Below are 14,717 nucleotides of genomic sequence, written 5' to 3'. Positions count from 1 at the left end.
GCAGAAACACCTCGGACTTCCAGGATGACAGGAGTGCCCATGAAGATGCGTGCCGCGAGGATGTACGGGTACAAGCAGCCGTTGCGCCTCGAAGAGATCGACGTCCCCACCGCGGGGCCGGAGGAGGTGCTGATCCGCGTCGGCGGTGCAGGCATGTGCCGCACCGACTTTCAGCTCATCGACGGCTACTTCGACAACGGCCTGTCGATGGATTTCCCGATCACCCCAGGCCATGAGGTCGCCGGTTGGGTCGACGGGATCGGCGCCGCCGTCCCGACGTCGGCCGGCCTGTCCGAGGGCGACCAGGTCGTGGTGTTCGGCAGCTGGGGCGACGGGGCGTGCCGGCAGTGCCACGAAGGCAACGAGCAGCTCTGCGCCCACGGCGTGTGGGCCGGTTTCGGCCTCCACGGCGGATACCAGGAGTACATGCCCGTCAACTACCGGTAACCTGATCAAGATGCCGGGAAACGGCGAGCTGTCCCCCGACAATCTGGCACCGCTGACCGATGCGGGGCTGACTCCGTATCGCGGACTGAAGAAGTTGCGGGCAGCGGGCCATTTGGGCCCCGGGCGCACGGTTGCGGTGTCCGGTGTGGGCGGGCTCGGCAGCTACGCGGTGCAATACGCGAAGTTGCTCGGCGGCGGAGCCCAGGTGGTGGCCTTCGCGCGCAGCGACGAGAAACTCAAGATCGCCAAGGAGAACGGCGCCGACCACGTCATCAACGTCCGGGACAAAACCGTCGACGCCGTGCGCTCCGAACTCGAATCACTCACCGGGAGAAGCGAACTCGATGCGGTCATCGAGTGCGCCGGTTCCGAGGACTCGATTCGGCTGGCATTCTCGCTGCTCGCCGCGGAGGGAGCCGTCGCCTCGGTCGGGCTGATCGGCAATCGGGTGGACATTCCGCTGTTTCCGTTGGTGGCTCGCGAATACACCTACTACGGGTCGTTCTGGGGTAACTACAACGACCTCACCGAGGTACTCGCGCTTGCGCAAACCGGGCAGATCAAGCATTCGGTCACCAGGGTGCGGTTCGACGATGTCAACGACACACTCGAAGCGATCGCCCGCGGCGACGTCCTGGGCCGCGCGGTCATCGTCTACGACTGACCTCCGTCAGCTGACGTTGTCAATTTCGCGGCTGATCGACAGGATGGTTGCATGACCTACGACGCCGGCGGCTACGGACCGGCGGGGCCACCACCCCACGGAGCCGCGCCTCCGGGGTATCCGCCGCACGGCTATCAGGCACCCCCACCCGGCTACCCGGGCTACCCACCCCCCGGTTACGGGCCCCCGCCCGGCTATGGCCCGCCACCTGGCTACGGCGCACCGCCGCCCGGGTACGGACCGCCACCGAACTGGCAGCCGAACGGGTACGGAGCACCGGGCTATCCCCCGCCGTACGGCCCGCCTCCGGTCATCAAACCCGGCGTCGTACCGCTGCGCCCGCTCGGCCTGTCCGACATGTTCAACGGGGCGGTGTCCTACGTCCGCGCCAATCCCAAAGCCACCCTGGGTCTCACGACGATCGTCGTCGTGGTCGCGCAGATCATCACGCTCCTGCTGTCGCTCTGGCCGATCGCCTTCACGGGGGACTTCGCCACCGCCCTCGACGGCGACGAACCGTCCGCAGGGCTCATCCTCAGCTGGGTCGGGTCAGCCCTGGCCGGTGCCATCACGACCGCGCTATCGGCGTCCATCCTCAGCGGCATGCTGACGGTCGTCATCGGGCGATCGGTGTTCGGCGCCGGCATCACGATCGGCGAGGCGTGGCAGCGACTAAAGCCAAGGATCTGGCCCCTGATCGGGTTCTCGCTGCTCAAAGCACTCGCTTTCGTCCTGTTGTTCGGCATCGTGGGCGGGCTGAGCGCGGTCGCATTCTTCGCACTGGACGGGCCCGCCGGATTCGTGGTCGCGGTGCCGCTGGTCCTCGCTGCCATCCTGCTGTCGATCTGGGTGTCCACCGTTCTGACGTTCGCGCCGGTGATCATCGTGCTGGAACGTCGCGACATGATGTCCTCGATCAAGCGGTCGTACGCACTGATCAAGGGCGACTTCTGGCGGGTTTTCGGCATCTGGCTGCTCGCTTACATCGTCGCGCAGTTCATCGCGGCAGCGGTGTCGATCCCGTTCAGCATCGGCAGCCAGGTCGCGATCACCGTGTCCCCGACGACCGGCGCATTCCTGCTTTCGCTCGTGCTGGCTTCCGTCGGCGGCGCGATCGGTCAGATCATCACCGGCCCCTTCACGGCCGGAGTCGCGGTCCTGCAGTACACCGATCGCCGCATTCGCGCAGAAGCCTTCGACCTGGTGCTGCAGACGGGCGCCGCAGCGGGCCCCTACGCTCCGGCTAACTCCACCGACGACCTCTGGCTCACCGGTCCGCGCTGACGTGTCGACGATTGACATCGACCGCGATGCGGCGCGCGACGCCGCGCAGGCCGAGCTCTCGAAGCCGATCTATCCGAAACCGTCGGCAATGGACATCCTCAGTGACTGGCTGGAGGAGTTGCTGTATCGCCTGACGGCGGGCGCGTCGAAGTTCCCCGGTGGTTGGCTGACGATCTCCGTCCTGCTGATCCTGCTCGTCGTGGCGATCGTCATCGCCGTGCGCATCGCGCGACGGTCGATGCGCAGCAGCCGCGGTGAGACGGACGTTCTGTTCGGTGACCATATGCTGAGCGCGGCCGAGCATCGGGCAACCGCGGAACGCTATGCGGCGTCCGGGGATTGGGCCCCCGCCATCCGCCATCGGCTGCGCGCGATCGCCCGCCAACTGGAGGAGAACGGCGTCCTCGACCCGGTGCCGGGACGCACCGCCACCGAACTTGCCCGCACCGCGGGTCGCGCGACATCCGGATTGTCTGGTGAACTGTTGACCGCCGCAGAGGTTTTCAACGATGTCACCTACGGGGAACGTCCCGCGACCGAGCCGCAGTACAGGATGATCGCCGACCTGGACGGCAAGCTGGGCACGCAGACCGCGCCGAGTCCCGGCGTATCCGACGACGCGTCGGCCTCCCAGCCGTGGGCCGAGGTCCGATGAGCACGTCGACCGCGGTGGGTTCGACGATCACGCAGCGGTGGCGGGGTCTGCGGTGGGTGCTGCTCGGGCTGGTCGCAATCGTCGCGGTCGCGACGGCGACGACCCTGCTGACGGCGCCGCGACTCGGTGGGCGGCTGGACCCGGCCTCCACCTCGCCCGAGGGTGTCCACGCCCTGATGGCGCTGCTGCGCGACCACGGCGTGACCGTCGTCGAGGCAGGCACCATCGACGACGTCGAACGTGAGGCTCAAGACGGCACCCTCGTGGTCGCCGCGCAGACCTTTCATCTGTTCGATGACGAACTCCTGCAGCGCCTGTCCGAGGTCCCCGGTGACCGGCTCCTGATCGCCCCGATCGGCCGGACCAGGGAGGCGCTGGCACCCGAGCTGACGCACGTGGACGCGACGGAATACACGGGGTTGACACCGGGCTGCGACCTTCGGGAGGCGAACCAGGCCGGTGCCGTGCAGTTCGGCGTCGCCGAGACGTTCGAGGCCCAGGGTTCGGTTCCGGTGACCACCTGCTACGAGGGCGCTCTGGCGCGTTACACCGACGCCGGACGCACCATCACGGTCGTCGGCAGCGACGAATTCGTCCTGAACTCACGCCTGTCGGACGAGGGCAACGCGGCGCTGGCGATGAACCTTGCGGGCACCCAGCCCCGAATGATCTGGTATGCACCCCAATTCGATCAGGGCGGCGGATCCTCCGGTTCGGCCTCGTTCACCGATCTCATCCCGTCGCAAGTGTATTGGATGATCCTGCAACTGGCGCTGGGAGTCGCTCTGTTGGCGTGGTGGCGCGGCAGGCGCGTCGGTCCACTGGTCGCCGAGCAGCTACCCGTGGTGGTGCGCGCATCGGAGACCGTCGAGGGTCGCGGGCGGCTGTACCGATCCCGGCGCGCGAGAGACATCGCGGCCGAATCGCTGCGCGCGTCGACGCGGCAGCGCATGCTGCCCCGGCTCGGACTCGACCAGGCGGCCACGGAGCCGGAAGTCGTTGCAGCCGTCGCAGATCGGTGCGCTCTGGACTCCCATTCCGTCGGCTCGACGCTCTACGGCCCGCACCCGGCCACCGACGCCGATCTCGTGAACCTCGCACGCGCACTCGACGACATCGAAAGGCAGGTCGCACAGTCGTGACAGAGCCCACCCATCATGAGGGTGCCCGCAACGCGTTGATGGCCCTTCGCGCCGAGATCGCGAAAGTCGTTGTCGGCCAAGATGCCGTCGTGAGCGGCTTGGTGATCGCCCTGCTGTGTCGCGGCCATGTTCTTCTCGAAGGCGTGCCGGGGGTGGCGAAGACGCTGCTGGTGCGAACGCTTGCCGCGGCGCTGCAACTGGAGTTCAAGCGCGTGCAGTTCACGCCGGACCTGATGCCCGGCGACGTGACCGGGTCGCTGGTCTACGACGCACGCACCGCCGAGTTCGAGTTCCGCGCGGGCCCCGTGTTCACCAATCTGATGCTGGCTGACGAGATCAACCGCACACCACCCAAGACGCAGGCCGCACTGCTGGAGGCGATGGAGGAGCGTCAGGTCAGCGTCGACGGCGAACCGCGCCCGCTGCCCGACCCGTTCATCGTCGCCGCCACGCAGAACCCCATCGAGTACGAAGGCACCTATCAGCTGCCTGAAGCGCAGCTCGACCGCTTCCTGCTGAAGCTCAATGTGCCGCTGCCGCCGCGTGATCAGGAGATCGCCATCCTCACCCGGCACGCACGGGGATTCGATCCACGCGATCTGTCCTTCATAAAACCCGTCGCCGGGCCCGCGGAGTTGGCGGCGGGCCGAGAAGCGGTGCGGCAGGTGCTCGTCGGCGACGAAGTGCTCGGCTATATCGTCGATATCGTCGGTGCCACAAGGAATTCCCCGTCGTTGCAACTGGGCGTGTCCCCCCGCGGTTCGACGGCATTGCTGGCGACGGCACGGTCCTGGGCCTGGCTGTCGGGTCGAAACTACGTCACCCCCGACGACGTCAAGGCGATGGCCCGCCCGACGCTGCGCCACCGGGTCGCGCTGCGGCCGGAGGCCGAGCTGGAGGGTTCCAGCGCCGACGGCGTGATCGAGGGGATCCTGTCCGCGGTACCCGTCCCACGCTAGTGGTCCTCACTGGTCGCGCCGGGCTGATCGCACTGCTGTGCGCTCTGCCCGTCCTGCTGTCGCCTTATCCCGCAGTGACGTTCGGAGTACTGGCGGCACTGCTGGCTGTTGCCAGCATAGTTGACGCCGTGCTCGCGAGTAGTCCGCGCGCGTTGCGACTTTCACGCAGCGGGTCGGTGTCGGCGCGGTTGGGGCAGCAGGTAATCGCGGAGCTGACGGTCGATAACGGTGGACGATCCCGCTTCCGCGGTCTCGTCCGCGATGCGTGGGCGCCGAGCGCCCGCGCACAGCCTCGAACACATTCGGTGAATATCGCCGCGGGCCAACGGGTTCGACTCGACACCGAGCTGCAGCCGGTGCGCCGGGGAGACCAGAACTCGGCGCTGGTCACGGCGCGATCGATCGGGCCGCTGGGTTTGGCCGGACGGCAGGCATCCCACCGGGCCCCGTGGCAGATCCGTATCCTGCCGCCGTTCCTGTCCCGCAAGCACCTGCCGTCCCGGCTGGCGCGGCTGCGGGAACTGGAAGGCATGACGCCCGTACTGATTCGGGGGCAGGGTACCGAATTCGACTCTCTGCGTGAGTATGTGGTCGGTGACGACGTCCGGTCCATCGACTGGCGGGCCACGGCCCGGCGCGCCGATGTGGTGGTGCGCACGTGGCGCCCCGAACGGGACCGCCGTGTGGTGATCGTGCTCGACACGGGGCGGACGTCGGCAGGCCGTGTCGGTGTTGACCCCACGGCTCTTGATCCGGGCGGCTGGCCCCGCCTCGACTGGTCACTCGACGCGGCGCTGCTGCTGGCGGCGCTGGCCGCGCGAGCCGGCGACCACGTCGACTTCCTCGCCCACGACCGCGAGACCCGCGCCGCGGTGGTCAATGCATCGCGCACGGAACTGCTGGCCCAGCTCGTCGCCGCGATGGCGCCGCTGGAGCCGTCGCTGGTCGAGTCGGACGCCCGGTCGATGGTGGCGGCGGTGCAGCGCCGGGTGCGACGCAGCGCGCTGGTGGTGCTGTTGACGGACCTGAACGCGTCGGCGATCGACGAGGGCCTGCTCAGTGTGCTTCCGCAGTTGACGGCCAAGCACCGGGTGATCGTCGCGAGCGTCGCCGACCCGCGCGTGGACAAGCTCGCGGCGGGCCGCGCCGACGCCGTCGAGGTGTATGACGCTGCGGCAGCGGAACGCTCGCGCAACGACCGTAGGGCTGTGGCAACGCTGCTGCGCAGGATGGGCGTCGATGTCGTCGACGCGCCGCCGGAGGAGCTGGCGCCGGACCTGGCCGACCACTACCTGGCGATGAAGGCCGCCGGCCGCCTGTAACTCACCCCTTCCCGCGAGCAGACACAAACTTGCACGTTTTCAGCTGAATTCGTGTGAGTTTGTGTCTGCTCGCCACAAGAACTTTGTCCACAGAAGCGATTTCATCCACAGGAACCCGAGTTACCGAGCCGCGAGGGTTCGACACCGGGTGACGATCCGAGTGTGCAGAAGGCTGTCGAAGACCTCTTCAGAAGTGGCGGAGGGTACCTGTCGTCGGCGGCGATTCTCGACGTCATAACCCGCCGGCAGCTTGATGTCCTGGTGCGCAGGCAGGAGGTGATCCGCGTCTGGCACGGCGTCTACGCGATGACGAAACCCAACTACCTGGGCAGGCTTACGTCGCTGGATACCTACCTCGGTCAGCCGGCCGTCGCCTGCATGGGCACAGCGGCCACGTTGTACGGCTTCGACACCGAAGGCACAGAAGCAATCCACATCTTCGATCCTGGGGTTCGGATCAGGCCGACCGTCGGCCTCATGGTGCATCAGCGGTTGGGGGCGCCCATACGCCGAATCCACGGTCGACTCGCGACGACGCCCGCCTGGACCGCGGTTGAGGTCGCCCGCACACTCCGCCGCCCACGTGCCTTGGCCACCCTCGACGCCGCCCTGCACTCCGAGTTGTGCACGCGGGCAGAGCTTGACGCCGCCGCCTTCGAACAGCGCGGCCGACGGGGCATCGTCGCGGTACGCGAACTGCTCGAGCTCGCGGACGGTCGCGCTGAATCTCCTATGGAGAGTGAGGCCCGGTTGGTGATGCACGACCACGGCGTCCCCGGTCCAGAGCTGCAGTACCTCATTGAAGGCGACGACGACTGCTGGCGTGTCGATTTCGCGTGGCCCGGGTGCTTGGTCGCTGCCGAGTACGAGAGCATCGACTGGCACGCCGGCCGGGTCGAGATGCTCAACGACAAGAAGCGGTTCGCTGGAATTCAGCATGCCGGATGGACAGTCATCCCGATTGTCGTCTCAGATGTGCGACTGCACCCCGAGCGCCTCGCCGCACGCATCAATGACCATCTGATGCGCGCCCGGTTCTCCTCGCGAGCAGACACAAATGCACACCATTTCGGCTGAATTCGTGTGAGTTTGTGTCTGCTCGCGGGAGAAATTCAGCCCGTCGGGACGACGTCGGGGGCATTCTCGATGTCGCCGGTCTCCCCCGCAGCGACCGCCTTACGGCCGAAGTAGACGACGTAGCCGAGGAACGCTACGAAGGCCGTGACGCCGATCGCCACCCGTACGAACGTCGGCAACGACGACGGCGTCACGAATCCTTCGATCACACCCGAAATCAGCAGAACCACAGCCAGTCCGATCGCCGCCGCGATCACCGCGCGGCCCTGCTCGGCCAGCACCTGACCGCGTGGGCGGTCGCCGGGCGAGATCACCGACCAACCCAGCCGCATGCCGACGCCGGCAGCCACGAACACCGCCATCAGCTCGAGCAGCCCGTGCGGTGTGATGAGTCCGAGGAAGATGTCACCCCGGCCCGCCTCGAACATCAGCCCCGCGTTCACGCCGAGATTGGCCGCATTCTGAAAGAGGATGTACGGGATGGGGATTCCCAGCAGCACGGCCATCGCGATGCACTGCGCGGCCACCCACGCGTTGTTGACCCACACCTGCAACGCGAACGACGTTCCCGGATGCTCGCTGTAGTAGTTCGCGAACTCGTGGTTGACGATCTGCTCGATCTCGCTGGGCGTCCCGATCGATGCCTGAACCTCGGGCGAGTGCGCGATCCACACCGCGATCACCGCGGCCACGAGATAGAACAGGACGCCCGATGCCAGCCACCACCGCCAGGAGCGGTAGACCACGACGGGGAAGGCCACCGTCCAGAACCGGATGAACTCACGCCACAGCGGAGCGTGCGCGCCGGTCACGACCGCCCGCGCGCGCGCCACGAGTCCGGAGAGCTTGCCCACCAGCACCGCGTCCGAGGATGACGACCGCACGATCGACAGATGCGTCGACACCCGCTGGTACAGATCGACCAGTTCGTCGACTTCCGCGCCGGTCAGACGCCGCTTGTTCTTGACCAGATACTCGAGGCGGTCCCACGTCGAGCGGTTCGCCAGGACAAACGCATCGACATCCACATCCGAGATTTTAGTAGCGTGGCTGATTATGGTCGGCCAGCAACAGCCCGTGGTGACCGGTGACGCGGTCGTCCTCGAGATCCAGATCGCTCAGTTGCCGGTCCGCGCGCTGTCGGCGTTGATCGATGTCTCCGTGGTGCTGCTGCTCTACGTCATCGGCGTCCTGCTGTGGGCGGTCACGCTTTCCGACACCGATCCGGCGTTCTCGGGGGCGGTGCTGATCATCTTCACGGTGATTGCGCTCGTCGGCTATCCGGTGATCTTCGAGTCGGCGACACGCGGCAAGACGCTGGGGAAGATGGCGCTCGGGTTGCGGGTGGTGTCGGAGGACGGCAGCCCGGAGCGGTTCCGTCAGGCCCTGTTCCGTGGGCTGGCCGGCGTGATCGAGCTGTGGACGCTGACGGGCGGTCCCGCGGTGTTGTGCAGCCTGCTGTCCGCGAAGGGGAAACGCGTCGGCGACGTGTTCGCAGGCACGGTCGTCATCAATGAACGCGCGCCGAAGCAGGCGCCTCCCCCGATGATGCCGCCGCAGCTGGCGTGGTGGGCGTCGACGCTCCAGCTGTCGGGACTGAGTCCGTCATTGGCCGACATGTCACGTCAATTCCTCGCTCGGGCATCGCAATTGGACCCTGCGGTGCGTGACCAGATGGCGTACCGGATCGCGTCCGACGTGGTGGCTCAGATTTCGCCTCCGCCTCCGCCCGGGACGCCGCCGGCGATGGTGCTGGCCGCTGTCCTCGCCGAACGCCACCGCCGCGAGCTGAGTCGTCTGCAGCAAGCTCCGGTGGGCCCGCCACCGCCCCAGTGGCCGCCGCCGGCGCCGCCCCCGCACCAGCAGCCTCCGCCACACCAGCCGCCGCCTCCGCAGTCCGGCGGCGGCTTCGCTCTCCCGTCCTGAGCGTCACCGCTGCAGCAGACCGACGAGGACGAGAGCCGACCCCAGCAGCGGCGCCACGGTCCGGACGTGGTTCCAGTTGGTCCACGGCACCAGGTAGGCCTGCCACTCCTGCGCGGCGTCGGCCATCGAGAGGGTTGCCGGGTCGAGTCGATCGAGCGCGTTGTTCAGCGGAATGTTGAACGTCACCGTGACGACGAACGCCACCACGCCCAGAATCGAGCCGGCCAGGATCCAGCCGGCGCCCGGCGTCCGCAGGTGGAACGCCGCGGCGATCCCGACGCCGAGCGCGAGCGCGGCGGATCCGAGGAACAGCGCCAGGAACGGGACATTGGCCTGCGCCTCGGCGTTCATGCCGCGCATCGCGGTGATGGCGTCGAGGGGTTCGGTGCGGTTCAGGCCGCGCATCACAAAGGTGGAGAAGGCGTAGAACAGTCCGCCGGTGGTGGCGGTGACGATCGCAGAGGCGGTCGCGGCGATCAGGAACGGGCTTGTCATGGCACTGAGTCAACCGGGTCCAATTGAGACGATCCATCGTCCATAATCCTGTCTACATACGTGATCGTCTCGTTAGACTGCCGGCGTGGATGCTCTGGGTGGCCTTCTTGATGGGGTGCGGGCACGGGGTGCGTTCGTGTTGCGGATGTCGCTGGACCCGCCGTGGTCGATGCTGATCCGCGACGACGCACCGTTGACGTTGATCTGCGTCACCGATGGATGCGCAGTCATCGTGACCGAATCGGGCCAGACGTTCGACCTGCAGCCCGGGGACGTCGCTGTGGCGCGCGGTATCGAGCACTACCGCTTCGCCGCCGACGCCGACACCGAACCGCAGGTGGTGATCCACCCCGGCAATCGGTGCACGACGCTGCGCGGTGACGATCTGCGCTTCGCGATGTCGGTCGGGGTGCGGACGTGGGGCAACTCCACGGACGGCGCGCACCGCAGCATCATCTGCACCTACGACGGGCACAGCGAGGTCAGCACCCGGCTGTTGGATTCCCTGCCGACGGTGCTGGTGCTGCGCTCCTCCGAGCTGCCGAGCCCGCTCGTGGGTCTGCTGTCGGTGGAGGCCGGCCGTGACGGTCCTGGGCAGGAGGCCTATCTCGACCGTCTGCTCGATCTGTTGCTGATGGACGTGCTGCGCACGTGGTTCGACCGCGACGAGCTGGCACCGACGTGGTGGCACGCCGAACGCGACCCGATCGTCGGCCCGGCGCTGCGGCTGATCTACAACAATCCCGAGCACCCCTGGACGGTTGCCAATCTTGCTGCCGCCGTGGGTAATTCGCGTGCCGTGTTCGCGCGGCGGTTCACCGAACTGGTCGGCGAACCGCCGATCGCGTTTCTGACCAGTTGGCGACTCGCGCTGGCCGCCGACATGCTGCGCGACGGTGACACGACGCTGACGGCGATCGCCCGTCGCGTCGGGTACGCGACCCCGTTCGCACTCAGCAGCGCCTTCAAGCGCGCCTACCGCGTCAGCCCTCAGGGTTACCGGAGATCCAGTTTCCGTGAAACCCGTACGGAACCCGCTGCGGGAGAGTGATTCTGGCGACAGGTGGGCCTGCGAAGTCGGACGCGTCGATGATGACGAGGTCGCTGCCGTTGCGTTCGGGGTCGTAGACGTACCCGAGGTACCAGCCGCTGCTCTCGTCGGCCGGGCCCGAGGCGGACGGCACGAACACTGCCTCGCCGGGTCCTCCGTCGGTGCCGAACCGGTGTTCCTCGGCCGTGCCGGTCGTCAGGTCGTGCCGGATGAGGCTGTGGTCGCCGACGGACACCGCGTAGCGGGCGGGCAGCGTCGCGAGACGGTCGTCGATACGCGGGAACTCGACGATGCGGTCGTCGAGTTGGCTTTCCCGCACCGCGCCGCTCTGCAGGTCGATCATCCACGTCCACATCACGCCATCGGTGTCGAATCCGCCGTTGTCCCGCCACAACTCGGGATACCGGACCGCTTGCACCACCAACGTCCGGCCGTCATCGTGCGCGTTGGCGACATGGAAGACGTAACACGGGTCGATGTCGAACCAACGCACCTCGCCGTACGGATCGTCACGGCGCAGGATGCCGAACCGGGCACCGTAGTCGTCGTCCCAGCGGTAAGGCATGGCACCGGCGCCACTGGTCGCGATGTCGAGGTTGAACACCACCGGCAGGTCCATGAACACGACGTAGTTCGCGGTCAGCGCGAAGTCGTGCATCATCGTCAGCGCGGGAACATCGAGCGGTCGGTCGATGATCAACTGCCCGTTGGCATCTGCCCGGTGATAGGTGACATGTGGAGCGGAGATGCTGCCGTATCCGAAGAAGTGCATCTCGCCGGTGGTCGGGCAGATCTTGGGGTGCGCGGTCATCGAGTCGACGAGCTTGCCGCCGAAATCGTAGGCCCCCACCGTTTCGAGGTCGTTGGTGATCTCGTAGGGCAGCGACGATTCGACGAGCGCCAGGGTCTTGCCCGCGTGGTTGACGATGTGGGTGTTGGCCACGCTGGCGCGCAGGTTGCGGGTGCCGTCTTCGTTGTAGAGCGGGAACGGGTCGACGAAGCTGTCGGTGCGCACCCAACGGTTGCGGTACCACGCGGCGCGGCCGTTCTCGATGCGCACGCCGTGGACCATGCCGTCACCGGTGAACCAGTGCCCGGTCGCCTCACGCGGGTTCGGTCCGTTGCGCAGATACCAGCCGTCGATTTCGGGCGGGATCGTGCCCACCACGGGCAGATCGAAGGCCGTGAGTTCGTCGGCGACGGGTGCGTAGTTGCCGACCTGGAAGAAGTCTCCGGTCCCGAACAAAGTCGAGTCGGTCTCAGTGGTCTCGCTCATGCCTCCACACTGACATCCCACAAATGACATGTCAATAGTGGAATGTCCAGGGCTCGCGGGGACTGTCCGAAGAGCGGAAGATCAGGTAGTGCCTGATCGCCGACACTCCGCAGCGCTGTTCAAGGCCGTGCTCGGTAGGGACGCGCAAAGCATCGTCGACGAGATGCGCCGCGTGATTCTCGACGGCGCGGTACCGCCGGGGACACCGATACCCGTCGGTGAAATCGCCGAGATGTTCGGGGTCAGCCACATTCCGGTGCGGGAAAGCCTGAAAACCCTCACCGGCGAAGGCCTTGTCCAGCACCGCCCTAACGCCGGCTACGCCGTGGCGCAACTGACCGCCAGCGAGCTCGCCGAGATGTACCTCGTGCGCGAGACGTTGGAGACCGCTGCGATGGCTGCCGCGATCACGAACGCCACCGACGCCGACCGCATCCACGTCGGCGATGTACACGAAACCCTGGAGCAGGCGCTGAAATTCGATGATGCGCAGGCCTATCACCGCTACAGCAGGCAGTTCCACATGGCGCTGAGCCGACCGTCGCGCATGCTGCGTCTCGTGCACATGCTCGAATCCGCCTGGAACATCACCGAACCGGTGCAGTTGATGGTGCATGTCGAGCCGTCGCAGCGGGCGCTGCTGCACGAGGATCATCGGGTCATGCTCGACGCGTTCCTTGCTGGAGACGCTGAATCTCTGTTGACAGCCGCGGCAATTCACAACAAACGCCTCAACGTGGTCGTCGAGTCCTTGCCCGCCGATTCCGGGCTCGTGATCCAAGACCGCTGATCTCGAAAATATATTCTGGGCGCAACGGCGGGGAAACACGGCGTTACTACTTTGCTCACCTATGTCAGACACCCGAGATCTGCCTCCGAGCGCCGTGGTCGGCGCCAACGACATCGTCGAAGCCGCGGGCCACCCTGTCGGTGCCGGAGTCATCAAGGACGACTACGACCCGCGCCTGACCAACGAGGACCTCGCGCCTCTGGGCAAGCAGTCGTGGACGTCGTACAACATCTTCGCGTTCTGGATGTCCGACGTGCACAGCGTCGGCGGCTACGTCACGGCGGGCAGCCTCTTCGCGCTCGGCCTGGCCAGCTGGCAGGTGCTCATCGCGCTGCTGATCGGCATCGTCATCGTCAACATCTTCTGCAACCTGGTGGCAAAGCCGAGCCAACAGGCCGGCGTCCCCTACCCCGTGGTCTGCCGCAGCTCGTTCGGCGTGCTCGGCGCCAACATCCCGGCCATCATCCGCGGCCTGATCGCGGTCGCCTGGTACGGCATCCAGACCTACCTCGCATCGGCCGCACTGGATGTCGTGCTGCTCAAGCTGTTTCCCGGCCTGATGCCCTACGCCGACGTCGACCAGTACGGCTTCACCGGCCTGTCGCTGCTCGGGTGGTGCAGCTTCACCGTCCTGTGGATCCTGCAGGCCTGTGTGTTCTGGCGCGGCATGGAGTCGATCCGCAAGTTCATCGACTTCTGCGGTCCGGCCGTCTATGTCGTCATGTTCATCCTGTGCGGCTACCTGCTGTGGAAGTCGGATTGGCATGTCAGCCTGAGCCTCGGTGGTGAGAAGCAGGGCAACACGCTGGTCGTCATGCTCGGCGCGATCGCGCTCGTGGTGTCGTACTTCTCAGGCCCCATGCTCAACTTCGGCGACTTCGCCCGCTACGGGAAGAGCTTCGAGGCCGTGAAGAAAGGCAACTTCCTCGGCCTGCCCGTCAACTTCCTTGTCTTCTCGCTTCTCGTCGTCATCACCGCTGCCGCAACGGTTCCCGTCTTCGGCGAACTGCTCACCGACCCGGTGGAGACGGTCGCGCGGATCGACAGCACCACCGCCATCGTGCTCGGTGCGCTGACGTTCACGATCGCCACGATCGGTATCAACATCGTCGCCAACTTCATCAGCCCCGCCTTCGACTTCTCCAACGTCAGCCCGCAGAAGATCAGCTGGCGGATGGGCGGCATGATCGCCGCCGTCGGTTCGGTGCTGCTGACGCCGTGGAACCTGTACAGCAACCCAGAGGTCATCCACTACACGCTGGAGACGCTGGGTGCGTTCATCGGCCCGCTGTTCGGTGTGTTGATCGCCGACTTCTACCTGGTCCGCAAGCAGAAGATCGTCGTCGACGACCTGTTCAAGATGTCCGAAAGCGGCAACTACTTCTACAAGAAGGGCTACAACCCTGCTGCCGTTACCGCGACGCTCATCGGTGCGGCCCTGGCCATGTTCCCGGTTCTCACAGGCGGCTCGGTGCCCGGCATGTCCGTCGCCGCGCAGTACAGCTGGTTCATCGGCTGCGGGGTCGGCTTCGGGCTCTACTACCTGCTCGCCACGCGTGGCCCGTGGAAGCTGACGGCGCTGCAGCTACCGCAGGGAGCCGAACTCGTCGAGGGGTAGTCGGAATCGGC

At 66.6% G+C, this 14,717-nt stretch carries 15 protein-coding genes; 12 read left to right on the top strand and 3 right to left on the bottom strand.

Annotated features, from left to right (window positions below):
* Positions 1 to 39 precede the first annotated feature (39 nt).
* The 8 genes from P9A17_RS11395 (at position 40) to P9A17_RS11360 (ending at position 7,550) form a co-directional block, all read left to right on the top strand.
* Positions 40 to 447: an alcohol dehydrogenase catalytic domain-containing protein gene (locus P9A17_RS11395; RefSeq protein ID WP_278038754.1), complete on the top strand. Its 408-nt coding sequence runs from the start codon at positions 40 to 42 to the stop codon at positions 445 to 447.
* A 10-nt stretch (positions 448 to 457) separates the two neighbouring features.
* Complete coding sequence (locus P9A17_RS11390) at positions 458 to 1,111, top strand: zinc-binding dehydrogenase (RefSeq protein ID WP_278038753.1); 654 nt, start codon at positions 458 to 460, stop codon at positions 1,109 to 1,111.
* A 51-nt stretch (positions 1,112 to 1,162) separates the two neighbouring features.
* Positions 1,163 to 2,395, top strand: coding sequence for a hypothetical protein (locus tag P9A17_RS11385; protein WP_278038752.1), 1,233 nt, complete (start codon positions 1,163 to 1,165; stop codon positions 2,393 to 2,395).
* Between the two features lies 1 nt (position 2,396).
* Complete coding sequence (locus tag P9A17_RS11380; protein WP_278038751.1) at positions 2,397 to 3,050, top strand: DUF4129 domain-containing protein; 654 nt, start codon at positions 2,397 to 2,399, stop codon at positions 3,048 to 3,050.
* Positions 3,047 to 4,192, top strand: coding sequence for a DUF4350 domain-containing protein (locus tag P9A17_RS11375; protein WP_278038750.1), 1,146 nt, complete (start codon positions 3,047 to 3,049; stop codon positions 4,190 to 4,192). The genes P9A17_RS11380 and P9A17_RS11375 overlap by 4 nt, the downstream gene beginning before the upstream one ends.
* A gap of 38 nt (positions 4,193 to 4,230) precedes the next feature.
* Positions 4,231 to 5,151 (top strand): MoxR family ATPase, encoded by a 921-nt coding sequence (locus tag P9A17_RS11370; protein ID WP_278039815.1) that lies wholly within the window; start codon positions 4,231 to 4,233, stop codon positions 5,149 to 5,151.
* On the top strand, positions 5,151 to 6,473 hold the full coding sequence (locus P9A17_RS11365) for a DUF58 domain-containing protein (protein WP_278038749.1): 1,323 nt from the start codon (positions 5,151 to 5,153) through the stop codon (positions 6,471 to 6,473). Before P9A17_RS11370 ends, P9A17_RS11365 begins: the two co-directional genes overlap by 1 nt.
* A gap of 162 nt (positions 6,474 to 6,635) precedes the next feature.
* Positions 6,636 to 7,550: a hypothetical protein gene (locus P9A17_RS11360; RefSeq protein WP_278038748.1), complete on the top strand. Its 915-nt coding sequence runs from the start codon at positions 6,636 to 6,638 to the stop codon at positions 7,548 to 7,550.
* Positions 7,551 to 7,585: 35 nt separating this feature from the next.
* Here the strand turns inward: P9A17_RS11360 and P9A17_RS11355 are convergent, their stop codons facing one another.
* On the bottom strand, positions 7,586 to 8,578 hold the full coding sequence (locus tag P9A17_RS11355; protein WP_278038747.1) for a stage II sporulation protein M: 993 nt from the start codon (positions 8,576 to 8,578) through the stop codon (positions 7,586 to 7,588).
* Positions 8,579 to 8,606: 28 nt separating this feature from the next.
* Between P9A17_RS11355 and P9A17_RS11350 the strand changes: the two genes are divergently transcribed.
* Complete coding sequence (locus P9A17_RS11350) at positions 8,607 to 9,476, top strand: RDD family protein (protein ID WP_278038746.1); 870 nt, start codon at positions 8,607 to 8,609, stop codon at positions 9,474 to 9,476.
* 3 nt (positions 9,477 to 9,479) lie between these two features.
* Here the strand turns inward: P9A17_RS11350 and P9A17_RS11345 are convergent, their stop codons facing one another.
* On the bottom strand, positions 9,480 to 9,971 hold the full coding sequence (locus P9A17_RS11345; protein ID WP_278038745.1) for an anthrone oxygenase family protein: 492 nt from the start codon (positions 9,969 to 9,971) through the stop codon (positions 9,480 to 9,482).
* Between the two features lie 85 nt (positions 9,972 to 10,056).
* On the opposite strand from P9A17_RS11345, the gene P9A17_RS11340 reads away from it, so the two are divergent.
* Positions 10,057 to 11,022 carry an AraC family transcriptional regulator gene (locus P9A17_RS11340; RefSeq protein ID WP_278038744.1) on the top strand — a complete coding sequence of 322 codons (966 nt, stop codon included), beginning with the start codon at positions 10,057 to 10,059 and terminating at the stop codon, positions 11,020 to 11,022.
* Here the strand turns inward: P9A17_RS11340 and P9A17_RS11335 are convergent.
* Positions 10,955 to 12,298 carry a carotenoid oxygenase family protein gene (locus tag P9A17_RS11335; RefSeq protein ID WP_278038743.1) on the bottom strand — a complete coding sequence of 448 codons (1,344 nt, stop codon included), beginning with the start codon at positions 12,296 to 12,298 and terminating at the stop codon, positions 10,955 to 10,957. The genes P9A17_RS11340 and P9A17_RS11335 overlap by 68 nt on opposite strands.
* 88 nt (positions 12,299 to 12,386) lie before the next feature.
* On the opposite strand from P9A17_RS11335, the gene P9A17_RS11330 reads away from it, so the two are divergent.
* Together P9A17_RS11330 and P9A17_RS11325 are read left to right on the top strand one after the other, a co-directional pair.
* Positions 12,387 to 13,088 carry a GntR family transcriptional regulator gene (locus P9A17_RS11330; protein WP_278038742.1) on the top strand — a complete coding sequence of 234 codons (702 nt, stop codon included), beginning with the start codon at positions 12,387 to 12,389 and terminating at the stop codon, positions 13,086 to 13,088.
* Between the two features lie 61 nt (positions 13,089 to 13,149).
* Positions 13,150 to 14,706 carry an NCS1 family nucleobase:cation symporter-1 gene (locus P9A17_RS11325; protein WP_278038741.1) on the top strand — a complete coding sequence of 519 codons (1,557 nt, stop codon included), beginning with the start codon at positions 13,150 to 13,152 and terminating at the stop codon, positions 14,704 to 14,706.
* Positions 14,707 to 14,717 lie beyond the last annotated feature (11 nt).

Source organism: Mycobacterium sp. 236(2023) (genome assembly GCF_029623955.1).
Classification (GTDB): Bacteria; Actinomycetota; Actinomycetes; order Mycobacteriales; family Mycobacteriaceae; genus Mycobacterium.
This window is presented reverse-complemented; position numbering and strand designations above follow the sequence as displayed.